The following is a 24,494-nucleotide window of genomic DNA, read 5'->3' as shown; positions in this document are numbered from 1 at the left end:
CGAGAGGTACTTCTTCTCCCCTTCGGGGGTGTCCGTATCGGGCTTCTCGTTCTCGGGCATCGTCAGTCCTTCCGGAGTGCGCGGCGGTCGTGATCGGTGTGCGCGGGCGCATCGCCGCCCAAGGGATTGGTGACGCCGACGATCACCGTGTAGCGGGCTGCGATCGCACCCAGGCGTTGCACGGCCTCGGCGCGACCGGGGTTGTCGCGCACCTGCTCCAGATCGCCCACGATCACGATGGGGCGGTCGCTCAGCAGGGCCAGCGTGATGCGCAGCAGGAGCTGCTGCAGATCGCTCAGCTCCACGATGAGGTCGGTGGGGGCGGGCCGGTCGACGGGGCCGAACACCTGGTCCATCTCGAGCCGGCCCGCGCTCAGCGGCACCATCGAGTACCAGGGCGCCAGCCACCGCCGCTGTTCGGCGAGCACGGTCTCCACGGTCACGGAGTCGTCCAGCTCGTCGATGCCCTCGAATCCGGCGATGGCGCAGTGCTTGCGGATCGCGGCCGGCGTGGTGTCACCCATCACCTCGACGGTGCCGGTGCTGGGCTTCAGCCGTCCGGCGAGCGTGAGCAGGAGCGCGTTCTGCTCCGGTCCGGCCGGCATCTGGATGGCGTGGAAACCCGGGGCGATCTCCAGGTCGATGCCCTGGAACAACGGCCCGTGTTCCCCGTCGACACCCAGATCGGTGGCTCTGATCTGGACGTCGTCCGGCTGTGCATCCGCCATGAGAGTCTCCGCTGTTCGAGGGCGCAGGTCAGGTGTCGATCCTACGGTGGAGGAACGAGGGCGCCCCGACCGCCACGTGTCGTGGTGGTCGGGGCGCCCGTCGAATCAGAGGCCGGAGGCGGCTATCAGAACGCGGCCTCGTCCAGCTCCATCGCCTGGTTGTCGACAGCGGCGACGATGTCCTTGACCGAGGTCAGCAGCGGCAGCATGTTCGCGGCGAAGAACTTCGCGACACCCACCTTGCCCTCGTAGAAGGACTTGTCGGCGCCGGTCGCGCCACCGTCGAGCTTGGCCTGCGCGATGACGGCCTGGTGCAGCAGGCGCCAGCCGATCATCAGGTCGCCGAAGGCCATCAGGAAGCGCACCGAGCCGAGGCCCACCTTGTACAGCTCCTTGGGCTCCTCCTGCGAGGCGAGCGCGAAACCGGTGAGCGTGGCGGCCATGGCCTGCACGTCCTCGGCGGCGGTCTTCAGCAGGGCGACGTCGGCGGCGAAGGGGCCGCCGGCGTTGGCCTCGATGAACTTGGTGATCTCGCCGGCCACGTGGCCCAGGGCGGCGCCGCGGTCCCGGAGGATCTTGCGGAAGAAGAAGTCCTGCGCCTGGATGGCGGTGGTGCCCTCGTACAGCGAGTCGATCTTCGAGTCGCGGACGTACTGCTCGATCGGGTAGTCCTGCAGGAAGCCCGAACCACCGAAGGTCTGCAGCGACTCGGTGCCGAGCAGCGTGAAGGCGCGCTCGGAGCCGACGCCCTTGACGATCGGGAGCAGCAGGTCGTTGACCTTGTAGGCCATCTCCTCGTCGGCACCCGAGACCGGGGTCGCGGTGCGGACGTCCTGGTGCGCGGCGGTGTACAGGTACACGGCGCGCAGGCCCTCGGCGTAGGCCTTCTGGGTGAGCAGCGAGCGGCGCACGTCCGGGTGGTGCGTGATGGTCACGCGCGGCGCGGTCTTATCGGCCATCTGGGTCAGGTCGGCGCCCTGCACACGCTGCTTGGCGTAGTCCAGCGCGTTGAGGTAACCGGTGGACAGGGTGCCGATGGCCTTGGTGCCCACCATCATGCGGGCGTGCTCGATGACCTTGAACATCTGCGCGATGCCCTTGATCTCCTCGCCCACGAGCCAGCCCTTGGCCGGGATGCCGTGGCCACCGAAGGTGAGCTCACAGGTCGTCGAGGACTTGATGCCCATCTTGTGCTCGACGTTGGTCACGAAGGCGCCGTTGTGCTCGCCCAGGTTGCCGTTCTCGTCGAAGTGGTACTTCGGCACGAAGTACAGGCCGAGGCCCTTGGTGCCGGGGGCGCCGCCCTCGGGGCGGGCCAGCACGAGGTGGAAGGTGGACTCGAACATGTCGTCCACGGTCGCCGAGGTGATGAAGCGCTTCACACCCTCGATGTGCCAGGAGCCGTCCTCCTGCTTGATGGCCTTGGTGCGGCCCGCACCCACGTCCGAGCCGGCGTCCGGCTCGGTGAGCACCATGGTGGCGTTCCAGTTGCGGTCGGCCGCGATCTTGGCCCACTTCTTCTGCTCGTCGGTGCCCTCGTCGAACAGGATCTGCGCGAAGCCGGGGCCGGCGGCGAACATGAAGATGGGCGGGTTGGCGCCGAGGAACAGCTCACCGATGCCCCAGTACAGCGAGCGGGGCACGTCGGTGCCGCCCAGCTCGTCGTTCAGGCCCAGGTAGGCCCAGCCGCCGTCGGCGAAGATCGCCTGCGACTTCTTGAAGGCCTCGTTGATCTTGGCCTCGTGGGTCTCGGGGTCGAAGACCGGCGGGTTCCGGTCGGCCTCGGCGAAGGACTCGGCGATGGGGCCCTCAGCCTGACGGGCCGCCTCGCGCAGCATCTCCTTGGCGGTGTCCGCGTCGAGGTCTCCGTACGCGCCGGACGCCAGCACCTCGCCGACACCGAGATCCTCGAAGAGGTTGAACTCGATGTCGCGCACGTTGCTCTTGTAATGGCCCATGGGGCTGTTCCACCTTCGTGATTCGAGCTGATGTGTTGCAAGCTGTCGTTACCAGCCAGTAAGTTACCAGTCGGTAATAACTGAATATTATCGCGCCCGCCTCGTGCGAACAAGTGCAAGCACTCCGGCGCGATTCAGGTCACTGCCAGCGACGGCGCGCACGTACCGCGAGGTCAACCCCCGTTCCGTGGTGCGGATCACTTTCTCGCCACTCGACGTGCTCGACCACCATGTCCTCCGGCAGGGCGGCGGACACCTCGGCGGCGCCGAAGGTGGGCAGCCCGTCGTGGCCCTCCAGGCGCTCATGCGCCAGCAACAGAAGCAGCCCGCCGGGAGCGAGTGCCCCGGCGACCTTGGCGATCGCCGCCGCACGCTGCTCGGGTTCGGGGTGCACGTAGGCCCACAGGGCGAGGTCGAAGGGCTGGTTCGGGATCTCGTCGACGGTCACGTCGAGCGGGGTCCAGTGCAGGCGGGCGCGGACGGTGCGCGGTTGCCGCGCGGCCACGGTGGCCGCCTTGTCGAGGCCCACCCGGGAGAAGTCGATCGCGGTCACGTCCCAGGCACGGGTGGCGAGCCACAGCGCGTGCCGGCCCTCGCCGGCGCCCACGTCGAGCGCCCGACCGGGAGGCAGGATCGTCACCTGCTCGACGATCCACGGGTCCGGCGGCGCCCCCCACACCAGGTCGGTGGAGCGGTAGCGCGCGTCCCAGGCGTCCGCGTCCCGGATCTGGTTCTCCTCGCGCGCGAGCGCCGCGGGCGCGAGCGGCCCGATGCCGCCCTCCTCACGTTCCTGATCGCTCCGGTCGATCCCGTCGGGGACGGCGACGGTGTCGGGAGCGGCGTGCTTCGGTGCGCCGCCGCCGTCGGGGGTGCTCACAGCAGGGCCTCCTTGAGGTAGGCGACGTCGTCGGCGAGGCCGTCGGCCGGGGTCTCCAGGATGACCGGTGCGCCCGCGGCGCGGGCCACATCGGCCAGCAGATCGGGATCGATGGTGCCGTCCTGCAGGTTCGCGTGCCGGTCCCGTGCGGAATCGAACTCGTCGCGGGAGTTGTTCAGGTGCACCAGGTCGATCCGGCCGGTGATCGCCAGGACCCGCTCGACGATGCCGAGCAGCTCCTCGCCGCCGGCCCACGCGTGGCAGGTGTCCAGGCAGAAGCCGGCGCCCTGATCGCCCACGGCGTCCCACAGCCGGGCGATGGTGTCGAGCTGCCGCGCGATCGCGCCGTCGCCGCCCGCGGTGTTCTCGATGAGGATCGGCACGCCGAAGCCGCCCTTGTCCTCCTGCCGGGTGAACAGCTTGCGCCAGTTGTCGATTCCGCCCTGCAGGTCTTCCCCCTCGCGCAGGTGCCCACCGTGCACCACGAGCCCGAAGGCGCCGAGCTCGGCCGCCGCGGCGGCCTGCTGTTCCACGGCCTTGCGGGAGGGCATCCGGAGCCGGTTGTTCAGGCTGGCCACGTTGATCACGTACGCCGAGTGCACCACGATCTCCAGCGGGGAGTCGCGCAGCGCCTGGGCCTGCGGATGCGGCTCCGGCTTCTTCCAGCTCTGCGGGTCCGCGACGAACATCTGGATCACGTCCACACCGAGGCTCTCCGCGGTCTCGACGGGATGGGTGTCGCTGCGGACGTGGGCACCGATACGCATGGCTCCAGCCTATTGCCCCGCGGCGGTCGCTGGCGAGGGAGCGCACAACTGCGACGGAGTGCCTGTGGAGGACCGCGGTCCTGTGGACGGAGCCGCGCCCGCGCCGTGTGGGACTGGGTCCGGCCGATGATCGCGGCCTAGCGTGGCGCCATGGCGGAGGACGTGGCGCTGCGGGCGCCGGAGACGTGGCGGGGTGCGGCGGCGCAGGCGTACGACCGCTGGTCGGGGTACGAGGCGCGGGCGGCGGCCGAACTCGATGCCGCGCTCCGGCGCGCGGAGGCGGAGATCGCGCGGGCGGGACCGGGACTCGCGGAGCGGCTCGCGGCCATCGAGCTACCCGCGGCGGTGGCACCGGGTGCACCGCCGGCACCCGCGCCTCGCGCACCCGCGCCTCGCGCACCCGCGCCGCGCACCCCGTCGGCTGTGGCCCGGGACCGCGACAACCGTGCCCGCCTGGCAGCGGATCTGCAGCGGCTGCGGTCCGGCGGCCGGCTCAGCGCGGCGCAGCGCCGGCTGCTGGCCACGGCCGAATCGGTGGCCGGCCGGTTGGCGGAGTTGGACCGCACCGTCGACCCGAGCACGGGCGCGCCCGTGCCCGTGCACCTGCTCACCTACGACCCGCACGCCTTCCGTGGCGACGGTGCGGTGGTGGTGGCGATCGGCGATCTGGCCGCCGCCGATCACGTGGGCGTCCTGGTACCCGGAATGGGGACCACCGCCGGCTCGCTGGGCGCGGTGGGCGGCGGGGCGGCGCAGCTGTACGCGGCGGCCCGCCGGGCGGACCCGGGAGCGGCGGTGGCGACGGTCGCGTGGATCGGGTACGACGCACCGTCGGGGCGCGGCGCCCTCGCGCAGGTGAGCACCACCCGCTCCGCGGAGCGGGGTGCGGCGCTACTGCGCGACGATCTGGCCGCGTTGGGTCGGCTGAGCCCCGCCGGTTCCCGCACCGTGGTCTTCGGGCACAGCTACGGATCGACCACGGCGGCGATCGCGGGAAGGGGCGGCGCACTGTCCGGCACCGTCGATGCGATGGTGCTCTTCGGTTCTCCCGGAACCGGACCCGTGCACCGCGCGGCGGAGCTCGGGCTGGCCGAGGGGGTCTACGTGGCGCGTGATCCCGACGATCCGGTCCCGCCGGGCACCTTCCTCGCGCGTGCCCTCGGCGTGGCGCTCGGTGCGGCGCCGGGGCTGACCGGATTCGGCGTCGGGAACGATCCGGCGGCGGAGTCCTTCGGGGCGAAGGCGATCACCGTCGAGGGTCCGACCGGGCCGCGGGGCGCGCACTCCGGCTACCTCGACCCGGATTCGCCCGCCCTCGCCGAATTCGGCAGGGTCCTGGCGGGACGGTCCGGCGATGCCGGGTGACGAGGTGCGGTTGAGCGATCTGGACTCTCTCGCACGCCGCTGGGAGGCCGCGGCCGCGGAGCGCGACGCCGCGGCGCGGGCCTGGTCCGCGGCTTCGGCTCCCGGGACGGCGGAATTCGCCGCCCGCGCCGCCGCAGCGCTCGCCGAGTACGCGGTGGTCGCGCGTGCTGCGGCGCAACGGATCCGGGACTACCGGGACTCGGTCGCCACGGTCGACGATGCCGGGGCGCGCAGCGTGTACCAGGCGATCGCGGCGGCGGCCAGCATGAGCACCGCGCCGATCGAGGAGGTGATCACCACGCCGGTCTCGAAGGCCTGATCCGCGGCACCGATCAGCGCCGACCCGATGTCCGCGGGGAGTTGCCCGGCCACGTGATGCGCGCCGGCCAGGGTCTCCGATGCGGCCGCCGCCTGCGCGGCGTCCATCCCGGCGGGCAGCGCGAGATTCGCGGTGTAGGCGCCGGCCAGGATCGACCCCAGCACGGCGGTGCCGAGCACCGTGCCCATCTCGTAGGCGGTCTCCGAGACCGCCGACGCCGCACCCGCCTTCTCGGCCGGCACCGACGAGACGATGAGGTCGTTCGAGATCGTCTCCGTGGCACCGACGCCCATGCCCAGCAGGGCGAAGGCGCCCAGGATCACCGTCACCGAATCGGGGGAGGCGAACAACGCGATGAGCACGTAGGCCACGGCCGCCAGCGTGAGGCCGCCGGCCACCACGACCGCGGGCGCGATGTGCCGCACCACGCGCACCACCACCAGGCCCGCGACCATCGTGGCGAGCATGCCGGGCAGCAGCGCGATCGCGGCCTGCATCGGGCTCTGTCCGATCACCAGCTGCAGGTGCTGGCTGATGAAGAACATGAAGCCGATCAGCGAGAACACCGCGAGCAGGTTCACCGCCACCGAACCGGAGAACTGCCGGTTGCGGAACAACCGCATGTCCAGCATCGGATTGGGCCGGCGCAACTGGCGCCGCACGAAGGCGACGGTGGCGATCACGCCGATCAGCGCCGGCACCAGGGTGTTCACCAGATCGCCGCCCTTGGCCAGGCTCTTGACCGCGTAGACGATCGGCGTGAGCGCGAGCAGCGAGAGCACGATGCTGACGGGGTCGATCCGGCCCGGCGCGGGATCGCGCGACTCCGGGATGAAGACGGGCGCCAGGGCCAGCAGCGGGATCAGCACCGGCACCGCGAGCAGGAACACCGAGCCCCACCAGAAGTACTCCAGCAGTAGGCCGCCCACGATGGGACCCAGCGCGGCACCGGCCGCGAAGCAGGACGCCCACACGGCGATCGCGAGCCGCCGCTGGTTCGCGTCCACGAAGATGTTGCGCAGCAGCGAGAGCGTGGACGGCATCAGCATGGCGCCGAAGAAGCCCAGGCCGGCGCGGGCCGCGATGAGCGCGCCCGCCGTGGGGGAGTACGCCGCCACCACGGACATGGCCGCGAAGCCGGTGGCGCCGATCAGGAGCAGACGACGGCGGCCGAACCGGTCGCCCAGGCTGCCCATCGACACCAGCAGGCCGGCGAGCACCAGCGGGTACACGTCGATGATCCACAGCTGCTGCGCGGCGGTGGGGCCGAGGGTGGCGGCGATCGAGGGGAGCGCGAAACCGAGCACCGTGCCGTCCACCGAGACGAGCAGGACCGGCAGCATCAACACCGCCAATGCGCACCAGTCGCGCATCGTGGCCCGCGGCGTCGCCGTCGAGGTCGGGGTGGTGAGGGTGGTCATGTCGCACGTCCGTCGGTAGTGGTGAGTGATTCGCATCGTTACTGTACCAACTGGACGGTATAGAAACCAGTGCGCGTGACCACGGTTACCATTCGTGCTGTGCCACCCCCACCCGCAGCCCGCGCCAAACTGCTCGACGCCTACGTGCGGATCCTCATCGAGCACGGCGAGCGCGCGGCCACCCTCGAAGCGGTCGCCGCGGAGGCGGGCGTGAGCAAGGGCGGACTCCTCTACCACTTCGGCTCCAAGGACGCCCTGGTGGAGGGCCTGATCGGGCGGCTGGACGAGCTGGTCGACGACGACGTCGAGCTGATGCGCGCGGCGCCCGAGGGGGCCGTGGACTACTACGTGCGCACCTCGAACTACGCCGATACCCCGCTCGATCGCACGATCGTCGCGGTGCTGCGGCTGAGCCAGGTGGCCAATGCTCGCGCGCAGGAGGCCATCCAGTCGATGCAGCAGCGCTGGCTGGCCACGCTCACCGAGCAGGTGTCCGACGAGGCCGCCGCCCGCGCGGTGATCCTCATGGGCGACGGGCTCTACTACAACGCCGCACTCAGCGGCGGCCGGCACGTGGCCACCGATGAGCAGATCGAGGAACTCCTCGCGTTGGTCCGGCACATGCTCGACGCGCCGCGCTGATCCCTTCGGCGTGCGCTGAGGAATTCGGTGGCCGCCGCGCACCGTCGGCGGCAGCATGGGCGGCATGACCTCCCGGCTGAGCGTGGACATCGGCGTCGCACTGTGGCAGCGCGAGGGCGCTGCGAACCACGTGGCCGAGCTTGCCGACGGCTCGATCCCGTTCCTGACCGGCCCGCGCACCATCGCGGACCGGGTGGTGCCGGGCCTGCTCGCCGGATCCGGTGGGGCACCGCGCCGGGTGGTGGCGGGAGTGGTCGCGATCGTGACCGACGATGCCGACGGCGTGCGCGAGATCGTCCGTCCCGCACTGGATTTCTACGCCACCATCCCCTCGTACCGGTCGGTGCTGGCGGCCGAGGGAGCCGCGCACCCGATCGGCCTCGCGCTCATCGGCGACGAGGACGAGGTGGCGGCCGGGCTGCGCAGGTACGTCGATGCCGGTGCCACCGAGCTGTGCGTCACCCAGACCGATCTCGGCGGTCGCCGCGCGCAGCAGCGCACCTGGGATCTCCTGGCGGGCCTGACCCGGACCGCACCTAATTGAGTGTTGTTCAGTAGGGCCTTTACCGTGCCCTGACCGGCAGGTAGGTTGGTGGCCATGCCATCGATCTTCATCTCCGGAGGCGCGTCCGGAATCGGCCGTGCCACCGCTCTGCGCTTCCTGTCCGAGGGCTGGACCGTCGGCGTGTACGACGTCAACCAGACCGCACTCGATGAACTCAAGGCGGAGCACCCGGAGATCGTGACCGGCACGCTGGACGTCCGCGACTTCCGGCAGTGGGAGCAGGCCCTCGCCGACTTCGCCACCCACACCGGCGGCACCCTCACCGTGCTCGACAACAACGCCGGCGTCCTGTTCAGCGGCGACCTCGACGAGATCACCCCCGAGCAGATCAAGCTGCAGATCGACATCGACGCGCTCGGCGTCACCTACGGTGCGAAAGCCGCCCTGCCCTACCTCACCGGGGTGAAGGGCGCCCACCTGGTGAACATCAGCTCGGCCTCGGCGATCTACGGCCAGCCGGGCATCGCTACCTACAGCGCCGCCAAGTTCTACGTCTCCGGTTTCACCGAGGCGCTCGAACTCGAGTGGGAGAAGCACGGGATCCGGGTGGTCGCGATCTGGCCGCTGTGGGCCAAGACCGCGCTCGCCGAGACCGACGCGAAGAGCACCCGCACCCTCGGAGTGAACATCACCCCCGAGGAGGTGGCCGATCAGGTGTGGAACTCGGTGCACCCCGGTGTGCAACTGCCGTACCTTCCGCGCGTGCACTATTCCGTCGGAACTCTCACCACGGTGCTGTCCAATTCGAGTAAATTCGCACCGCGCGCCATCGTGCGCCTGATCAACCGGATCACCAGCCAGTAACAGCCGGCCGGCCCGCACCAGATTTCGTCGAGATCTTCGTCAGAAGGAGTCCACCCCACCGTGATTGCGACCACGATGCAGGATGGTGAGCTGAGCATCGCTCGGCTCGTCGAGTACAGCCGCCGCGTTTTCCCCGAGGCCAAGATCACCACCTGGACCGGTACCGAGCTCCGCGACGCCTCGTTCGCCGAGATCGGCGACAAGGCGGCGCAGCTGGCGCACGCGCTCACCAAGCTGGGCGTGCAGCGCGGCGATCGCGTGGCCACCTTCATGTGGAACAACAACGAGCACCAGGTGGCCTACGCGGGCGTGCCCGCGATGGGTGCGGTGCTGCACACGCTGAACCTGCGACTCTCGCCCGAGCAGGCCGTCTTCATCATCAAGCAGGCCGACGACAAGGTGATCCTGGTGGACGCCTCGGTCGCGCCGCTGCTCTCGAAGTACATCGCCGCCACCCCGAACGTGCAGCACGTGATCGTGACGAACGGCCCGAAGGAGGCGCTGGAGGCGCCCGAGGGCATCACCGTGCACAGCCTCGACGAGCTGCTCGACGGTGAGCCGACGACCTTCGACTGGCCCGAGATCGACGAGCGCGACCCGGCGGTCATGTGTTACACCTCGGGCACCACGGGCGACCCCAAGGGCGTGGTCTACAGCCACCGCAGCATCTGGCTGCACTCGATGCAGGTCAACTCCAGCTCGGGAATGTCTCTGGGCAACGCGGATTCGGTGCTCGCCATCGTCCCGATGTTCCACGTGATGTCGTGGGGCCTGCCCTACGCCGCGATGATGGGCGGCATCACCCTGGTGATGCCCGACCGCTTCCTGCAGCCGGAGCCGCTGCTGCAGATCATGGCCGCCGCGAAGCCCACCTTCGCCGCCGCCGTGCCCACCATCTGGCAGGGCGTGGCCGCGCAGCTCGCCGCGACGCCGCAGGACATCTCGCACCTGCGTGAGGTGGTCGTCGGCGGTGCCGCCGTGCCCCCGTCGATGATCCGGGCCTTCGACAAGCTGGGCACCCGCATCGTGCACGCCTGGGGCATGACGGAGACCTCGCCGCTCGGTTCGGTCTCGCGGCCGCCCTTCGGCATCGAGGACGAGGACAAGGAATTCGCCTACCGCGTCACGCAGGGCCGCTTCCCGGCCTCGGTGCAGGCGCGGCTCATCGACGACGAGGGCAACGAGCAGCCCTGGGACGGCGAGTCCTCCGGCGAGCTCGAGGTGCGCGGCCCCTGGATCACCGGCGCCTACTACTCGCCCGAGGGGAACGTGGTGGACGAGTCCAAGTTCCACGACGGCTGGCTGCGCACCGGCGATGTCGCGAGCATCAGCCCCGACGGCTTCATGACCATCCGCGACCGCACCAAGGACATGATCAAGACCGGTGGCGAGTGGATCAGCTCCGTCGAGCTGGAGAACACCGTGATGAGCAACCCGACGATCGCCGAGGCCGCAGTGGTCGGCGTGCCCGACGACAAGTGGGACGAGCGCCCCTTCGTGCTGGCCGTGGTGAAGGACCCGGCCGATGCGGACGCCGAGAAGCAGCGCGCCTTCCTCGCGGATCTGTTGCCCAAGTGGCAGATTCCGGAGCGCTGGGCCTTCGTCGCCGAGGTGCCGAAGACCTCGGTGGGCAAGTTCGACAAGAAGCTGATCCGCGCCGAGTACGCCGACGACGCCTACCCGGTGGTCGATTCGCGCGCCTGATCGACGGATCGACGAAGCCCGCGACAGTCGCGCAGACTGTCGCGGGCTTCGTCGTCCTGGGGCCCGGGCGGCGCGGCCCCCCGTCTGATAGTCTGAAAATCCGGAATTACGGATGATTGGAGTCGGGATGTTCGCGCAGCTGTGGACCACCGCCTACCGCTGGCGCACCGTCCTGGTCCTCGCCGGTGCGCTGGTCTTCCTGGCATCGGCGATCCTCACCACCGATCCGCAGATCGCCGGCGTCGCCGCGGTCGCAGCCGCGATCGGGGTGGTGGCGGGCTTCTCCCGGCCGGTCGAGGCCGAGGACGATCCGTCCCGCACCGTCGCTTCGCCGGTCGGCGGGCGCTGGCTCGCGGTGAACAGCCCGTCGAGCAGGGTCCCGAGCCACGGGGTCCGGGCCTACGGGCAGGCCTATGCGATCGACCTCGCGCGATGGCCCGACGAGGGCGGCACGGACTGGGGCACCGGGTGGGCGCGGCCGGACACCATCGCAGGCTTCGGCGACCCCGTGCACGCGATGGTCGACGGCGAGGTGGTCCGGGCGTCCGGGTGGCGGCGCGACCACCGGTGCCGCACATCGAAACTCGCGACGGCCTACCTGATGCTCGAAGGCGTGATCCGCGAGCTCGGGGGTCCGGGATGGATCGTGGGCAACCACGTGATCGTGCGATCCGACGACGGTGCCTTCGCCATGGTGGCGCACCTGCGCCGGGGATCGCTGCGGGTGCGCGTGGGGGACCGGGTGCGCGCGGGCGAGGTGATCGCGGCGTGCGGCAACTCCGGTAACTCCTCGGTGCCGCACGTGCACGCGCAGCTCATGGACCGCACATCCGTGAGCATCGCGCTCGGGCTGCCGCTGCGACTGCGCGATGTCGCGGTCGAACCTGCGGACGCCGACCTGCCCGACGGTGTGACCGCGGCACCGCCGAGCGACCCGTACCCCGGGGTGCCGGCCGACGGTGAGCTGCTGGTCGCCCGCCCCGGGTAGGCGGACGCCCCATCAGCCCTCGTCGAGGTCGAAGGTCAGCTCCGGCGCCAGCACCCGGGCGAAGTCCGCGTCCGTGAGGAAGCGCAGATCGTCGATCCCGGCGATCGCGGCGAAGAGCGCGAAATACCGGTCCTCCGAGTGCTTCTCGCCCACCACCTCGGGAGCGGACTCCTGCGGCAGCGGTGTCCCCGACTGATCGGAGAAGCCGTCGTCCGTCTCACCCACGCGGCGCACCAGGGCACCGTCGCGGAAGACCTCGATGCCGTAGGCGCCGCCGGTGTTCCCGATCATCACGCTGGTGACCGGTACGCCGACCTGCGCGGCGAACCGTTGCACCGCATCCGGATCGAGCACGCCGCCGCTCACCACCGCGGTGCCGGCGCCGACGGTGCCCGCCCAGGCGTCGTCGTCGCCCGCCGGGTCCTGCCGCCGGTCGTCGCCGAGGATCAGGGCGCCTCCCGCGTCCGGTCCCGGTGCCGCGATGTGCAGAATCGATACGTTCCATCCCATGACGTTCCCCCTGGTCTCGGTGGCTAGCCGGGCAGCAGGCCCGACGGGTCGACGATGACCACGCGGGCCCCGTAGCCCACGTCGGCGACGAGCTGGTTGATCAGGTACGCCGAGACGACGCTGATCCGGGTGGCGTTGGTGAGGTCGAGGATCACCGTGTTGCCCTGCTGCACGCGGCCTGCGCGCAGCGCCTCGTGCACCACCTCCTCGACCGCCACGAAGTCCACCTCGCCACGCAGCTTCAGCGTGATGTGGCCCGTCGACGGATCGGTGGTGATGCTCTCCAGCGCGCTCACCGGTGTCATCGGGCGGTCCAGCAGGTGCAGGCCGAACTCACTGCTCATCTTCTGCAGCACCGCCACCCCGCGCGCCGAGTTCCCGGCCTCGTCGAGCGGCGGCGAGAAGACGCCCACGCCGTACTCGCCCGGGGCCGCCGCGACGATGCCGCCGCCGACGCCGGACTTGGCCGGGATGCCCACCGAGCACATCCACGCGCCGGACCGGTCGTACATGCCGCACCCCGTCATCACCGACAGGGTGTGCCGGGCCACCACGGTGTCCACCACGCGTTCGCCGGTGCACGGGTTCACCCCGCCGTTCGCCAGGGTGGCGCCCATGACGGCGATGTCGTGCGCATCGACCAGCAGCGAGCACTGCCGGAAGTACGGATCGAGCGCGTCCTCGACCGGGACCCGCAGGGCATTGGTCGATTTCGCGAGTGCGGCGAGCGCCAGATTGCGGAAGCCGGTCTCGGACTCGGACTTGTACACCGACTCGTCGAGTTCGAGATCGCGGCCGGCGAAGCGAGACAGGCCCGCCCGGATCTTCTCGTAGCGTTCGGGGCCGCTGTCCGCGGGGATGAGCGAAGTGGACACGATCGCGCCGGCGTTGATGAGCGGATTCTCCGGGCGGCCCGACGGGTCGAAGCTGATCGCGTTGAAGGCCTCGCCGCTGGGCTCGACACCGATCCGCTCGCACACCGCGGTGGTGCCCAGCTCCTGCAGCGCCAGGGCGTACACGAAGGGCTTGGACATCGACTGGATGGTGAACTGCACCCGGTAGTCGCCGGTGGCGTAGCTGTGCCCGCGCACCGATACGGCCGCGATGCCGAACTGGTCCGGGTCGACCTTCGCCAGCTGCGGGATGTAGTCGGCCACGTGGCCGGGGTGGTCCTCCCGGCGCACGTCGTCGAGCACGCGTGCCATGGCGGCGTTGACGGGGTTGTCGGTGCTGATGGAATCGCCGATCGTTTGCTCAGGCATACCTCGAAGCTAGCGAAGATGTCCGGTGGACGCTGGCCGGTCCGTAGCTCTGCGACAGAGGTGAGTATCGTGCTACGTACCGCGACGAAACCCAGGTGAGCAGCGCAGACCAGCCGATATCGCCGTCGAATTACATGGAGAAATTGATATGACTGAACTGCTACCCGACGGCAGGACCATCGACGAGGCGACCGCCGCCGGAGCGCGCGCCCACGAGCTGGACCGCGCGCACGTCTTCCACTCCTGGTCGGCCCAGGCCCAGATCAACCCGATGACGATCGTCGCCACCGAGGGCTCCTACGTGTGGGACGGGCAGGGCAACAAGCTGCTCGACTTCAGCTCACAGATGGTGAACACCAACATCGGGCACCAGCACCCGAAGGTCGTGGCCGCGATCGCCGAGCAGGCCGCGAAGATCTGCACCATCGCGCCGCAGCACGTCAACGAGGCCCGCAGCGAGGCCGCCCGCCTCATCGCCGAGCGCACCCCCGGCGATCTGGACAAGGTCTTCTTCACCAACGGCGGTGCGGACGCCAACGAGCACGCCATCCGGATGGCGCGCGTGCACACCGGCCGGCAGAAGGTGCTCAGCCGCTACCGCAGCTACCACGGCGGCACCGAGCTGTCGATCAACGTCACCGGCGACACCCGCCGGTTCGCCAACGACCACGGCGCCCAGGCGGTCGCGCACTTCGACGGGCCGTTCCTGTACCGCAGCTCCTTCTACGCCGAGACCGAGGAGCAGGAGAGCCAGCGGGCGCTCGAGCACCTGGAGCGCACCATCGTGCTCGAGGGCCCCGGCACCATCGCGGCGATCATCCTCGAGTCCATCCCCGGCACCCCCGGCATCATGGTGCCCCCGCCCGGCTACCTGGCGGGCGTGCGCGAGCTGTGCACCAAGTACGGCATCGTCATGATCGCCGACGAGGTGATGTCCGGCTTCGGCCGCACCGGCAAGTGGTTCGCCATCGAGCACGGCGCCACCGCCGCCGGCCCCGTGGTGCCCGATCTGCTGACCTTCGCCAAGGGCGTGAACAGCGGATACGTCCCGCTCGGCGGCGTCGCGATCGGCGCGGAGATCGCCGCCACCTTCGCCGACAAGCCCTACCCGGGCGGCCTCACCTACTCGGGCCACCCGCTCGCCACCGCCTCGGCGGTCGCGACCATCAACGCCATGACCGAGGAGCGCATGGTGGAGAACGCCGCGCAGATCGGCGACGAGGTGATCCGGCCGACCCTCGAGGAGTTCAAGGCCAAGCACCCGTCCGTGGGCGATGTGCGCGGCGAGGGCGTCTTCTTCGCGATCGAGCTGGTCCGCGATCGGGACACGCGTGAGCCGCTCGCGCCGTACGGTGGCAGCAGCCCCGCGATGAACGAGACCATCGCGGCCCTCAAGAAGGGTGGCCTGCTGCCCTTCGCCAACTACAACCGCATCCACGTGGTGCCGCCGTGCAACGTCTCCGTCGACGAGGCCCGTGAGGGCCTGGCGATCATCGACGACGCGCTGAACGTGGCCGACGCGCACACCGTCTGACCGAGCCAGGAGACGTCATGCCCGCTCTCAAACCCGTCCTGCCCGCCGATCTGACCCCGGGGAACCCCGGCGTCTACGAGTTCTCCGTGCGGTCGGCGCGCCCCGTCGAGTGGGTGTGGGGCGAGCTGACCTCCGATACCCCGCTGCACTGGTGCAACGGGATCCGCAAGATCGAGTGGACCAGCCCGCGGCCCTTCGCCGCGGGCTCCACCCGCACCGTGACGCTCGGTCCCGGTATCAGCGCCGACGAGATCTTCTACTCCTGGGAGGAGTCGGAGGACCTCTGCGAGAAGGCCTTCTACGTGCAGTCCGCGACCGCACCCGGCCTCTCCCGGCTCGCCGAGAAGTACCGGGTGGAGGCGCTGCCCGAGGGGGGATCGCTGTTCACCTGGACGCTGCTCATCGAGCCGGTCGGCGGCGCCAAGGTGATCGGGCTCAGCGGACTGCCCGTGGGGCTCGTGGTGAAGTGGCTGCAGCGCGACACCGAGAAGTACCTGGGATCGGCCTAAGCCCGTCCTGGTCCTGGTCCCGATCACGGCTTCGGTAGGGAGCACCCCACCTTGCCGAGGTCGAGTCGGGTGCCGGTGAGGCAGGAGACCAGGCCGCGCACCGGTGGCGCGTAGCCGGTTCCCCGGCTCACCGTGACGACGCCCTCCCGGCTCACCTCGCAGGGCTCGTTCCGGGTGCACTGCCCGCCGGAGGTGTTGTGCGAGTTGTTGATCCCGATGATCTGCGCCTTCTCGTCCAGTACCGGCGCACCCGAGGTGCCCGCCACCGTGTCGCACTCCGGGCTGTAGGCGAGCACATCGTTCGTCTGCAGACCCATCTCCATCACCGTGGGGACGGTGCGCGCCACCGTGCAGCGGTAGGGCTTGGTGGGAGTGGCGACGGTGATCCGCTCGCCCGTCTCGGGCCTGCGGTCGCTGAGGCGGAAGGGTTTGATGCCGCGATCCGCGAGATCGCCGTAGGTCCGCTGGAGTCGGAACAGCGCGACATCGGTGCCGGTCATGGTCCAGTAGAGGCGGCGGTCCACCTGGGCCGCGACCCCGGGGGTAGCGGAGCCGGTGGAGATCACCGCCGAAGCCTGCCCGGGTTGGTCGACATTGGCGCGCCCGTACACGGCGCGATCGGTATCGCAGTGCCCATTGGTGAGGAACAGGGCGGCGTCGGACGGCCGCGCACCGTCGACGGCCACGACCGAGCCGGCGCAGCCCCCGTCGAAAGAAGCCAGTCCGACGGTGCTCGTCGGATCCGTCGCCGTCTCGACCGAGGCGCTCTCGCCTGCCGTGCCGCACGCGCTGATCGCGAACAGGGCGACGCCGAACGCGGCCAGGGCCGTGCGGGTCCGGGTGATCATCACTGGAGTTTCCCTTCCTCGGTGAGACATTCGCCGTCACGGGCATCACCGCCGCGCAGGAACTGCGTGATGCGGTCGGCGCCGCACTGCGTGAAGATGGTGCCGCTGTGCCGCCCGTCGTTCACGGTGAGCAGGGATCCGCGCAGCACCTTTTTGGCGTTGGTGGCCCACGAGTACGGAGTGGAGCGTTCGTAGCGGTGCCCGCCGAGCATGAGGGGGCTGGAGCTGGTGATCGATCCCCAGTCGGGGCGGTCGGCGGGGTAGGGCCATCCGAGGCAGATCGTGCTGGGGTAGGTCGGTGCCGCTGCCAGGGAATCCTTCGGTACCTCGGACCGCAGTCGGGTGTACTGCGACCAGGTCTCGTCGGCATCGCGCCCGCCCGCGGTGAAGCCGCAGTAGATGGGCAGGTAGGTGTCTCCCTCGCCGGGCGCCACGTCGACGGTGGCGGGGGGTGCGGGAATCGGGGCGGGCGTGGCCGGGTCGCTCTTCCCCGATGTCAGCGCCGAGGGAAGGCCGCCGTCGCGGATCTGCAGGAGATCATTGGCCGCGTCGATGGCCCGGCCGGACATGATGGTGTCGATCACCGTGGTGCGATCGGCGCGGGGCCCGGCACCGGATGCGGCGTCGATCCGGCGCACCGCATCGTCGGCGAGCCGGAGAACGGTCCGTCGGACGTCGTCGGCGGTGGCTCCGAACCCGTACGCGGCGTTCTGCGCCGCCAGTTCATCGAGGAGTTTGTCGCGCAGCATCGCGTCGGTGTCGTAGTCGGAGCGTTTCGCGCCCGCGGCGGTCATCTCCGGGTCCACGGGGGAGTCGAGCCACATGCGGGATACGCGATCGTCGAAGAGGGCGCGGTAGGTCATCCCCACGACGGTGCCGTAGGAGACGCCGTAGAAGGCCACCTTGTCCACCTTCAGGCGATCGCGGATGCGGTCGATGTCGCGCGCGATCGTCGGTGTGGTCAGCGTGCGGGTGAAGTCGGGTTGGCACCGGGCCACAGCCTGATTCGCGGCGGCCTTCGCGGCGGCCTCGGCGCGGAACCGGGCCTCGGTCGGGTCGTCGGTGCCCTCGCTCGGCGGGGCCCCGCAGAGGTACGGATCGCTCTTGCCGAGGCCCCGGTAGTCCAGGCTCACGGTGTCGTATTCGCGGACCACCTCGCCGATCGGCCGGGACGCCAGCTCGATCGGATAGGTGAGCGACGGTCCGCCGGGGCCGCCGCTGTGGGTCATGAGGACCCCGCGGCTGCGGCCCGGATCGGAGGCCGGCAGACGGGAGAAGGCGACCTTGGTGGTGGGGCCGTCGGGCTTGGCGTAATCGACGGGCACATCGAGGAACCCGCACTCCAACTCGGCCGCGAGCTCGGGGGACAGCTGGTACTTCTTCACGTCGTCGCCGAAGCCCGGGACGACCTCCGAGCACGTGCGCAGGCCGGGGTCGGGCGGAGGCTCCGCGCTCAGTGGTGCGGCGGAGACCGTGAGTGGGGCCGCGGTGGTGGACAGCAGGACCGCGACGGCGGCGATCGCTCTGACACGGTATCGGCGGAGTTCCATGCTCGTGAGCGTTCCGCGCGCCGGCATCGGGAGTGTCGTATCCGAGTAACAGCAGGGTAATAGGTTGGTCGGAACCGTGATCGATTGTCATGCAATTGCATTCGACGCACGCCTTCGATCGTTCCGGTAGGGTCGGATGTATAACAGGTTGTGGGAACGGCCTAAGCCCGACCGGTCGATCGACGCACTGCTCAGCTCTCCGACAGCCCGGACCGCAGCGCTTCCTTCGGCTCATCGGCCGTCCCCGCTCATCAGTGGAGGAGAAGCCATGACGGATCATCGCAACTACACCACCACCGACTCCGGGGCCCCGGCGGGCAGTGACCAGCATTCGCTCACCGTCGGCGCCGGCGGACCGATCGTGCTGCACGACCACTATCTGATCGAGCAGATGGCGCAGTTCAATCGCGAGCGCATCCCCGAGCGGCAGCCGCACGCGAAGGGCAGCGGTGCTTTCGGCACTTTCGAAACCACCGCCGACGTATCGGATTACACGTGCGCCTCACTGTTCCAGCAGGGCGCCCGGACGGACATGGTGGCCCGGTTCTCCACCGTGGCCGGGGAGCGCGGTAGCGCGGACACCTGGCGCGACCCTCGGGGTTTCGCGCTGAAGTTCTACACCGACGAGGGCGTCTACGACCTGGTCGGCAACAACACGCCGGTCTTCTTCATCAAGGATCCGTTGAAGTTCCAGCACTTCATCCGGTCGCAGAAGCGCCGCGCCGACAACAACCTGCGCGACCACGACATGCAGTGGGACTTCTGGACCCTCTCGCCGGAGTCCTCCCACCAGGTCACCTGGCTCATGGGCGACCGCGGCATCCCGAAGAGCTGGCGGCACATGAACGGCTACGGCTCGCACACCTACCTGTGGGTGAACGGCACCGGCGTCAAGCACTGGGTGAAGTACCACTTCATCTCCGATCAGGGTGTCGAGCACCTGACACAGGACGAGGCGGACCGCCTGGCAGGCGCCGACGGCGATTTCCACGTGCGGGATCTGTTCGATGCGATCCGCGACGGAGACCACCCGAGCTGGACGCTCAAGGTGCAGATCATGCCCTTCGAGGACGCGAAGACCTACCGGTACAACCCGTTCGACCTGACCAAGGTGTGGCCGCACAGCGACTACCCGCTGCAGGAGGTCGGGAAGATGACGCTGCACACGAACCCGACCGACAATCACGCACAGATCGAGCAGGCGGCGTTCGAACCGAACAACCTCGTTCCGGGGATCGGGCTCAGCCCCGACCGGATGCTGCTGGGGCGTGTCTTCGCCTACGCCGATGCGCACCGCGCGCGGCTCGGAGCGAACTACAAGCAGATCCCGGTGAACGCGCCCCGCAACGAGGTGCGCAGCTACTCCAAGGACGGTGCCATGCGCATCGATCCGGTGCGGGACCCGGTGTACGCCCCGAATTCGAAGGGCGGCCCCAGCGCGGACTACCCCGGGCAGGCGGAGCCGCAGTGGGCCGCGGACGGGGAGATCGTGCGCACCGCCTACGTCGACCACCCCGAGGACGACGACTTCTCCCAGCCCCGCACGCTGATTCGCGATGTGATGGACGATGCCGCCCGCGAGCGCCTCGTCGACAACGTGGCCGGCCACCTCCTCGACGGGGTGAGCCAGCCCGTGCTCCAGCGCGCCTTCGAGTACTGGAAGAACATCGATCCCGAGACCGGAGCGCGGATCGAGCGCGCGGTCGAGGCCGGCGCGAGCTGACCGCGGGCGGCTATTCGAAGCGGCTGAGGACGCTGCGCACGGCCTGGACCACGGTGAGGCGGTCGAAGGTCTGGATGAAGTCGAAGGTGCGCTCGAGGTCCGGGCCGTTGTCGTGGAAGTCCTTGGCCGCGATGAGGGCACTGAAGTGCGGCCCGAGGATCGCGACGGTCCACTCGTCGACCAGCGGGTCGCCGGGATTCAGTGGTGCCCGGTGGATGTTGCCCTCCCGGATCGGCGTGATCTCCGCGCCGTAGATCCCGGCGAACCCGATCGCCTCCGAGAGTGCCTGCCAGCGTGCCGAGGTGCGCTCGGTGAAGTGCCGCCGGTGTTGGAACGTGCCCACGGCGATCATCGATGCACCGATCGCGCCGGCCTGCGCTTCAAGGGCCTTGCTCATCTCGACGAGCACCCGCTTGGTTCCACGGCGAGCCGAGTTGTCGCGGGTGGCCAGGGCGTAGGGCGTTGTCGGCCCGCTGTCCGGCGACGCCCACACCGGGTGCGGCGGGAGCGCGACGAGCTGTTCCGCGACGAGCTCCTCCGCGGGTTGCGGGGGATACAGTGCGCCGATGCCGTAGTCGGCCCCGATCGTCTCGGCCACGGCTCGAGTCGCCTCGTCGTCGACGCCCTCGGCGATGATGACGGCGTGCGAGCGCTCGGTGTGGGCCGCCAGCGCGTGCGCGGTACTGGCGGCTTCCGCGGCGAGCGGGGTGCGCAGCAGGTCCGGGGCGGTGAGCACCAGATCGGGCTCGATCAACGCCAGGAAGGCGAGGGCGTGCTCATCGTCGCCGCCGACCTCGAGGCAGATGGTGAAGCCCTTGTCGCGGGCCGACGAGATCGCCGCCATGGTCTCGTGCGGGGAGTCGATGAACAGGCGGGACGAGACGGAGACGACGACGCGCTGCCCGGCATCCACGGGATGCGCGGCGAGCACATCGTCCAGGGCGAAGGCGTCGAGCGCGACGATGAGCGGAACGGCCCGGGCCAGCGCCGTGGCGGACGGGTCTGCTGCCGACTGCGCCTTGGCCGTATCCAGTCGATCCTTCTGCTCCAGCAGTCGCATCGCTCTGCGCGCCTCATGCGCGGACTCCAAAGCGCTCCCGGCCGTCCCGTGGAGTTGCAGTTCCACGGCGGCCAGCGCACCGTCCGACAACCGGCGCACAGGGGCGAAAGTCATTTCCACCTCGATCCCGGCCACTTCGCGGACCGGCAGCGGAAAGGCTCGCTTCACCAGCTGAGTCAATCACAGTTCACAGCGCGATGCGCCTCGCATCCCGTCTGCATCGATCGTGCCCGCGCGCGGCTCGCGACGCCAGTCGATTCGGCGAGGGTTACGAAATCGGTACGTGATAACGAGGCGATAACGAATCGAACGACGGTCCGGTGGAGGGGTTTCTGAATTCGATTGGAATACAGCTGATTCAGCGCGCATGCCGGTCATCGCAAAATCGATCCAAGGTGGATTGATCATCGCCGTGACGGGGCCCTGGAGTGCGAAGGCGACTGGCGAAGGAGCGTTCGACGCGCTTAGCGTGGAAGTGCCGGGGCGGCCAGCGCTCACCGGAGCGAATCAAGTCACCGGAGGTGTCCGAGGTGGATACCGGGCAGTTGTTCGCCGAGTGGCTGTAGGGCCGGCGCCGGTGTGCGAAGAGTCACCCGCACGTTCGTGAAAGATTCACAACAGCAGGAGGATTGAACATGTCGATCTCTGATGACGCGCAGAACAAGGCCGAGGATCTCAAGGGCCGGGCGAAGGAGGCCGCGGGCGCGGTCACCGGCGACGAGGATCTCAAGACCGAGGGCAAGGCCGACCAGGTCGAGGCCCAGATCAAGGAGAAGGTCGCCGAGGTCGCCGACGCGGTCAAGGGCGGCGTCGATGCGGTGAAGGACAAGCTCAGCGGCAAGTAAGGCTCCGCCCTCGGCGTGCCGGACGCCCCGGTGGCGATTCCTCCCACCGGGGCGCCGGCACCTGCAGGACCTCCCCATCGTCCGTACGAGAACAGAAGGAAGTCCCCATGATTCGCCGCATCGCCCGGCCCCTGCTCGGGTCGTACTTCATCTACTCGGGTGTGAACACCCTGCTCCGCCCCGCCGAGAGAGCGGATTCCTCGGCCGGTGTGGTCCACAAGGCCCAGGAGGCCTTCCCCGACGCGCCGCTGCCCGCCAGCCCCACCACGTGGGCGCGCGCCCTCGGCGGCGCCCAGCTCGGCGGTGGCACCCTCCTCGCACTGGGCCGGCTGCCGCGGCTGAGCGCCCTGACGCTCGCCGGCACCCTCGCCGCCACCACCGCGACGGAGAACCGGTTCTGGGCCGAATCCGATCCGGCGGCCCGACAGGAGGCGACGGTCCACTTCCTCAAGAACCTCTCGCTCATCGGCGGGCTCATCATCGCCGGCTTCGATACCGAGGGGGAGCCGGGCGTCCTCTGGCGCACCAAGCGGGCCGGCCGGCATGCCGCCGATCGCGCCTCGGCCACCGTCGCCGCCCTCACGCCCGGCACCGACGAGGCCGGTCCCGACCTCGGCGATCGCGCCGCGGAGGTGCGGGAGAAGGCGCACGACGCCGTCGCCACCCTCGCCGACGCCGCGAGCACGCGGGCGGCACGGATCTCCGCGGCGGCGTCCGAGACGTTGACCGACCTGCGCGAGCACGCTCCCGAATACGCGGATCAGGTCAAGGACGGGGCGCAGCGCCTCGTCGCCAGCGCCCAGGAGCGTGCCCCGCGGTACGTCGACCAGGTTCGCGAGGCCGCGGAGGCGGCGCAGGACGAGATCGCATCGCGGCGCAGGCGCGGCTGAAACCTCGCCGAGCTCCGCTCACCCCGGGGACAGGGGCGTCGTCGACCGGCTACTGCAGCGATGAGAGATCGTGATCGCCTGCCGCGCACGTGCACTCGTCCCCGGGGGAGATCGCGGCGATCGTCTCGGTGAGGACCTCGGTGAGGCGCGGCAGGTTGGCGGCGAACTGCTGCAGTACATCGTCGGCGTGCACGCCTTCGCCCGCTTCGATGCCCGCGTCCAGATCGGTGACCAGGGCGATGGAGGCATAGCAGAGCTTCAGTTCGCGGGCCAGCGCCGCCTCCGGGAGTCCGGTCATGTTCACCAGCTCCCAGCCCTGTGCGGCGTACCAACGGCTCTCGGCGCGGGTGGAGAATCGCGGTCCCTCGATCACCACCATGGTGGCGCCGTCGCGATCGGCGCGCGGCGCCGCCGCGGCCCGGAGCGTCGGGCAGTACGGATCGGCGAAGCTCACGTGCACGCCGCCACCGTCGAAGTAGGTGGACGTGCGGCTCGTGGTCCGGTCCACCAACTGGTCCGGGACCACGATCGTGCCGGGGCCGAGCGCCGGATCCAGGCTGCCGACTGCGCACGGCGCCAAGACCTTCCGCACGCCCAGGCTGTGCAGAGCCCAGAGGTTCGCGCGGTAGGGCACGGTGTGCGGCGAGAATTCGTGGTGCAGCCCGTGCCGGGGAAGGAAGGCCACCTGCCGCCCGGCCACCTCGCCCAGCGTGATCGGCGCGCTGGTCGCTCCGTACGGTGTCTCGACGGTGCGCGTCTGCGTCGCGCCGTCCAGGAAGCGGTACAGGCCGGTGCCGCCGATCACGGCGATCGGCGCCGTCATGCCGCGGCCCCCGGGATCCGCTCGCGGATGGTGGCGGCCACATCGTCCGGGCGCGGGATGTCGAAGACCTGCTCGGAGGCGTCCCCCAGCGTCACGCAGAGGCGCTGGCGCCCGCGGCGCAGGAATCCGCCGGAGGTCTCGGTGACGCCGGCGCCGGCGAGGTGCCGCAGTTGGACGGCGAAGGGCGTGCCCTGCAGCTTCGCGGCCATCCCCGCGGGGCGGAACCGCAGGTGGGTATCGCTGAGTTCCAGGTGTCCACGGATCGCCGCACGGCCCAGGATCCGGGCGGCGGGCCAGCTCAGGTCACTCATGCTGCCAGGATAGGTGGAACGGAGCGGTACAGCCGAGGTAGCATCGGCTATCCGTTTGCGTGATCTTGGGGGTTGAGATGGTGTACCTGGGGCCCATCGTGCTGCTGCTGTGGGTGGCGGCGCTGATCGACGTGATCGTCGCGGACGAGTACCGCGTACGGCATCTGCCCAAGTTCGGCTGGCTCATCGTGGTCATCCTGATCCCACTCGCGGGCTCGCTCATCTGGTTCCTGCTCGGCCGCCCCGTCGGGGCCGTCACCGGTGCGCCCACCCGCGCCACCGGCTTCCCGGAGTACGAGCGCCGCGGTCGGCACATCGCGCAATATCCCGATGACGACGACGATTTCCTGCGGCAGTGCCGCGAGCGCGCGGAGGAGCAGCGCCGCAAGGCCAAGGGCCTCGACGCGCGCAACCTGGGCGACGAGCCCGAGTCGAAGGACTGATCTTGATGGGCGAATGCTTGTGCGATTCGGCATTCGCCCCCATCATGT

24 protein-coding genes are annotated in these 24,494 nt (G+C 69.9%); 12 read left to right on the top strand and 12 right to left on the bottom strand.

The genetic code is table 11. The features are described 5' to 3' along the window. Positions 1-62 precede the first annotated feature (62 nt). The 4 genes from TTY48_RS07140 to TTY48_RS07125 all read right to left on the bottom strand — a co-directional run bounded on the left by TTY48_RS07140 (position 63) and on the right by TTY48_RS07125 (position 4,330). Positions 63-728 carry a hypothetical protein gene (locus TTY48_RS07140; RefSeq protein ID WP_220656835.1) on the bottom strand — a complete coding sequence of 222 codons (666 nt, stop codon included), beginning with the start codon at positions 726-728 and terminating at the stop codon, positions 63-65. Positions 729-853: 125 nt separating this feature from the next. After that, positions 854-2,686, bottom strand: a complete 1,833-nt coding sequence (locus tag TTY48_RS07135; protein ID WP_220656834.1) for an acyl-CoA dehydrogenase — start codon at positions 2,684-2,686, stop codon at positions 854-856. A 139-nt stretch (positions 2,687-2,825) separates the two neighbouring features. Further along, positions 2,826-3,563: a bifunctional 2-polyprenyl-6-hydroxyphenol methylase/3-demethylubiquinol 3-O-methyltransferase UbiG gene (locus tag TTY48_RS07130; RefSeq protein WP_220656833.1), complete on the bottom strand. Its 738-nt coding sequence runs from the start codon at positions 3,561-3,563 to the stop codon at positions 2,826-2,828. Then, positions 3,560-4,330 carry a deoxyribonuclease IV gene (locus TTY48_RS07125; protein ID WP_220656832.1) on the bottom strand — a complete coding sequence of 257 codons (771 nt, stop codon included), beginning with the start codon at positions 4,328-4,330 and terminating at the stop codon, positions 3,560-3,562. Before TTY48_RS07125 ends, TTY48_RS07130 begins: the two co-directional genes overlap by 4 nt. A 150-nt stretch (positions 4,331-4,480) precedes the next feature. Here TTY48_RS07125 and TTY48_RS07120 point away from each other — a divergent pair, with 150 nt between their 5' ends. Beyond that, positions 4,481-5,695 carry an alpha/beta hydrolase gene (locus TTY48_RS07120; RefSeq protein WP_220656831.1) on the top strand — a complete coding sequence of 405 codons (1,215 nt, stop codon included), beginning with the start codon at positions 4,481-4,483 and terminating at the stop codon, positions 5,693-5,695. 189 nt (positions 5,696-5,884) lie between these two features. On the opposite strand, the gene TTY48_RS07115 is transcribed toward TTY48_RS07120, so the two are convergent. Then, the gene (locus TTY48_RS07115; RefSeq protein WP_220656830.1) at positions 5,885-7,435 is read right to left on the bottom strand and encodes an MFS transporter; all 1,551 of its coding nucleotides are present in this window, start codon (positions 7,433-7,435) and stop codon (positions 5,885-5,887) included. 99 nt (positions 7,436-7,534) lie between these two features. On the opposite strand from TTY48_RS07115, the gene TTY48_RS07110 reads away from it, so the two are divergent. The 5 genes from TTY48_RS07110 (at position 7,535) to TTY48_RS07090 (ending at position 12,138) form a co-directional block, all read left to right on the top strand. Beyond that, complete coding sequence (locus TTY48_RS07110; RefSeq protein WP_220656829.1) at positions 7,535-8,077, top strand: TetR/AcrR family transcriptional regulator; 543 nt, start codon at positions 7,535-7,537, stop codon at positions 8,075-8,077. A 64-nt stretch (positions 8,078-8,141) separates the two neighbouring features. Beyond that, the gene (locus tag TTY48_RS07105; RefSeq protein ID WP_220656828.1) at positions 8,142-8,621 is read left to right on the top strand and encodes a hypothetical protein; all 480 of its coding nucleotides are present in this window, start codon (positions 8,142-8,144) and stop codon (positions 8,619-8,621) included. Between the two features lie 54 nt (positions 8,622-8,675). Then, positions 8,676-9,446 (top strand): SDR family oxidoreductase, encoded by a 771-nt coding sequence (locus tag TTY48_RS07100; protein WP_220656827.1) that lies wholly within the window; start codon positions 8,676-8,678, stop codon positions 9,444-9,446. A gap of 60 nt (positions 9,447-9,506) precedes the next feature. After that, positions 9,507-11,150 (top strand): long-chain fatty acid--CoA ligase, encoded by a 1,644-nt coding sequence (locus tag TTY48_RS07095; RefSeq protein WP_255585553.1) that lies wholly within the window; start codon positions 9,507-9,509, stop codon positions 11,148-11,150. Positions 11,151-11,277: 127 nt separating this feature from the next. Continuing rightward, complete coding sequence (locus TTY48_RS07090) at positions 11,278-12,138, top strand: M23 family metallopeptidase (RefSeq protein WP_220656826.1); 861 nt, start codon at positions 11,278-11,280, stop codon at positions 12,136-12,138. 12 nt (positions 12,139-12,150) lie between these two features. On the opposite strand, the gene TTY48_RS07085 is transcribed toward TTY48_RS07090, so the two are convergent. After that, positions 12,151-12,648, bottom strand: a complete 498-nt coding sequence (locus tag TTY48_RS07085) for a hypothetical protein (RefSeq protein WP_220656825.1) — start codon at positions 12,646-12,648, stop codon at positions 12,151-12,153. Between the two features lie 23 nt (positions 12,649-12,671). Beyond that, positions 12,672-13,910: a glutaminase A gene (gene glsA / locus TTY48_RS07080; RefSeq protein WP_220656824.1), complete on the bottom strand. Its 1,239-nt coding sequence runs from the start codon at positions 13,908-13,910 to the stop codon at positions 12,672-12,674. A 148-nt stretch (positions 13,911-14,058) separates the two neighbouring features. Here glsA and TTY48_RS07075 point away from each other — a divergent pair, with 148 nt between their 5' ends. Both TTY48_RS07075 and TTY48_RS07070 read left to right on the top strand, forming a co-directional pair. Continuing rightward, the gene (locus tag TTY48_RS07075; protein ID WP_220656823.1) at positions 14,059-15,444 is read left to right on the top strand and encodes an aspartate aminotransferase family protein; all 1,386 of its coding nucleotides are present in this window, start codon (positions 14,059-14,061) and stop codon (positions 15,442-15,444) included. A 17-nt stretch (positions 15,445-15,461) separates the two neighbouring features. Further along, positions 15,462-15,953, top strand: a complete 492-nt coding sequence (locus tag TTY48_RS07070; RefSeq protein ID WP_220656822.1) for an SRPBCC family protein — start codon at positions 15,462-15,464, stop codon at positions 15,951-15,953. 23 nt (positions 15,954-15,976) lie between these two features. On the opposite strand, the gene TTY48_RS07065 is transcribed toward TTY48_RS07070, so the two are convergent. Next, positions 15,977-16,801, bottom strand: a complete 825-nt coding sequence (locus tag TTY48_RS07065) for a trypsin-like peptidase domain-containing protein (protein ID WP_220656821.1) — start codon at positions 16,799-16,801, stop codon at positions 15,977-15,979. Next, positions 16,801-18,351, bottom strand: a complete 1,551-nt coding sequence (locus TTY48_RS07060; RefSeq protein WP_220656820.1) for an alpha/beta fold hydrolase — start codon at positions 18,349-18,351, stop codon at positions 16,801-16,803. The genes TTY48_RS07065 and TTY48_RS07060 overlap by 1 nt, the downstream gene beginning before the upstream one ends. Positions 18,352-18,619: 268 nt before the next feature. On the opposite strand from TTY48_RS07060, the gene TTY48_RS07055 reads away from it, so the two are divergent. After that, a complete protein-coding gene (locus tag TTY48_RS07055; RefSeq protein ID WP_220656819.1) occupies positions 18,620-20,074 on the top strand; it encodes a catalase in 1,455 nt (484 codons plus the stop codon). 10 nt (positions 20,075-20,084) lie between these two features. Here TTY48_RS07055 and TTY48_RS07050 read toward each other — a convergent pair whose 3' ends face one another. Then, positions 20,085-21,248, bottom strand: coding sequence for a DICT sensory domain-containing protein (locus TTY48_RS07050; RefSeq protein WP_220656818.1), 1,164 nt, complete (start codon positions 21,246-21,248; stop codon positions 20,085-20,087). Positions 21,249-21,769: 521 nt separating this feature from the next. On the opposite strand from TTY48_RS07050, the gene TTY48_RS07045 reads away from it, so the two are divergent. Beyond that, positions 21,770-21,979, top strand: a complete 210-nt coding sequence (locus TTY48_RS07045; protein WP_220656817.1) for a CsbD family protein — start codon at positions 21,770-21,772, stop codon at positions 21,977-21,979. 107 nt (positions 21,980-22,086) lie between these two features. Continuing rightward, positions 22,087-22,869, top strand: a complete 783-nt coding sequence (locus tag TTY48_RS21450; RefSeq protein WP_220656816.1) for a DoxX family membrane protein — start codon at positions 22,087-22,089, stop codon at positions 22,867-22,869. A gap of 49 nt (positions 22,870-22,918) precedes the next feature. Here the strand turns inward: TTY48_RS21450 and TTY48_RS07035 are convergent, their stop codons facing one another. Both TTY48_RS07035 and TTY48_RS07030 read right to left on the bottom strand, forming a co-directional pair. Next, positions 22,919-23,692, bottom strand: a complete 774-nt coding sequence (locus TTY48_RS07035; protein ID WP_220656815.1) for an S-methyl-5'-thioadenosine phosphorylase — start codon at positions 23,690-23,692, stop codon at positions 22,919-22,921. Then, a complete protein-coding gene (locus TTY48_RS07030; protein WP_220656814.1) occupies positions 23,689-24,003 on the bottom strand; it encodes a hypothetical protein in 315 nt (104 codons plus the stop codon). The genes TTY48_RS07035 and TTY48_RS07030 overlap by 4 nt, the downstream gene beginning before the upstream one ends. 77 nt (positions 24,004-24,080) lie before the next feature. Here TTY48_RS07030 and TTY48_RS07025 point away from each other — a divergent pair, with 77 nt between their 5' ends. After that, positions 24,081-24,446 (top strand): PLD nuclease N-terminal domain-containing protein, encoded by a 366-nt coding sequence (locus TTY48_RS07025; RefSeq protein ID WP_220658489.1) that lies wholly within the window; start codon positions 24,081-24,083, stop codon positions 24,444-24,446. Positions 24,447-24,494 lie beyond the last annotated feature (48 nt).

The organism is Tsukamurella sp. TY48, from assembly GCF_019656655.1.
In the GTDB taxonomy this organism is placed as follows: domain Bacteria; phylum Actinomycetota; class Actinomycetes; order Mycobacteriales; family Mycobacteriaceae; genus Tsukamurella; species Tsukamurella strandjordii.
The sequence above is the reverse complement of the archived record's forward strand: the minus strand, read 5'-3'. Positions and strand labels throughout refer to the sequence as shown.

Excerpts from the sequence above, each read along its gene's own strand:
- TTY48_RS07120 (WP_220656831.1), top strand. The coding sequence starts at position 4,481 with ATGGCGGAGGACGTGGCGCTGCGGGCGCCGGAGACGTGGCGGGGTGCG.
- TTY48_RS07115 (WP_220656830.1), bottom strand. The coding sequence starts at position 7,435 with ATGACCACCCTCACCACCCCGACCTCGACGGCGACGCCGCGGGCCACG.
- TTY48_RS07100 (WP_220656827.1), top strand. The coding sequence starts at position 8,676 with ATGCCATCGATCTTCATCTCCGGAGGCGCGTCCGGAATCGGCCGTGCC.
- TTY48_RS07090 (WP_220656826.1), top strand. The coding sequence starts at position 11,278 with ATGTTCGCGCAGCTGTGGACCACCGCCTACCGCTGGCGCACCGTCCTG.
- TTY48_RS21450 (WP_220656816.1), top strand. The coding sequence starts at position 22,087 with ATGATTCGCCGCATCGCCCGGCCCCTGCTCGGGTCGTACTTCATCTAC.
- glsA (WP_220656824.1), bottom strand. The coding sequence starts at position 13,910 with ATGCCTGAGCAAACGATCGGCGATTCCATCAGCACCGACAACCCCGTC.
- TTY48_RS07025 (WP_220658489.1), top strand. The coding sequence starts at position 24,081 with ATGGTGTACCTGGGGCCCATCGTGCTGCTGCTGTGGGTGGCGGCGCTG.
- TTY48_RS07030 (WP_220656814.1), bottom strand. The coding sequence starts at position 24,003 with ATGAGTGACCTGAGCTGGCCCGCCGCCCGGATCCTGGGCCGTGCGGCG.
- TTY48_RS07035 (WP_220656815.1), bottom strand. The coding sequence starts at position 23,692 with ATGACGGCGCCGATCGCCGTGATCGGCGGCACCGGCCTGTACCGCTTC.
- TTY48_RS07105 (WP_220656828.1), top strand. The coding sequence starts at position 8,142 with ATGACCTCCCGGCTGAGCGTGGACATCGGCGTCGCACTGTGGCAGCGC.
- TTY48_RS07070 (WP_220656822.1), top strand. The coding sequence starts at position 15,462 with ATGCCCGCTCTCAAACCCGTCCTGCCCGCCGATCTGACCCCGGGGAAC.
- TTY48_RS07050 (WP_220656818.1), bottom strand. The coding sequence starts at position 21,248 with ATGACTTTCGCCCCTGTGCGCCGGTTGTCGGACGGTGCGCTGGCCGCC.
- TTY48_RS07055 (WP_220656819.1), top strand. The coding sequence starts at position 18,620 with ATGACGGATCATCGCAACTACACCACCACCGACTCCGGGGCCCCGGCG.
- TTY48_RS07060 (WP_220656820.1), bottom strand. The coding sequence starts at position 18,351 with ATGGAACTCCGCCGATACCGTGTCAGAGCGATCGCCGCCGTCGCGGTC.
- TTY48_RS07135 (WP_220656834.1), bottom strand. The coding sequence starts at position 2,686 with ATGGGCCATTACAAGAGCAACGTGCGCGACATCGAGTTCAACCTCTTC.
- TTY48_RS07125 (WP_220656832.1), bottom strand. The coding sequence starts at position 4,330 with ATGCGTATCGGTGCCCACGTCCGCAGCGACACCCATCCCGTCGAGACC.
- TTY48_RS07140 (WP_220656835.1), bottom strand. The coding sequence starts at position 728 with ATGGCGGATGCACAGCCGGACGACGTCCAGATCAGAGCCACCGATCTG.
- TTY48_RS07045 (WP_220656817.1), top strand. The coding sequence starts at position 21,770 with ATGTCGATCTCTGATGACGCGCAGAACAAGGCCGAGGATCTCAAGGGC.
- TTY48_RS07085 (WP_220656825.1), bottom strand. The coding sequence starts at position 12,648 with ATGGGATGGAACGTATCGATTCTGCACATCGCGGCACCGGGACCGGAC.
- TTY48_RS07065 (WP_220656821.1), bottom strand. The coding sequence starts at position 16,801 with ATGATCACCCGGACCCGCACGGCCCTGGCCGCGTTCGGCGTCGCCCTG.
- TTY48_RS07075 (WP_220656823.1), top strand. The coding sequence starts at position 14,059 with ATGACTGAACTGCTACCCGACGGCAGGACCATCGACGAGGCGACCGCC.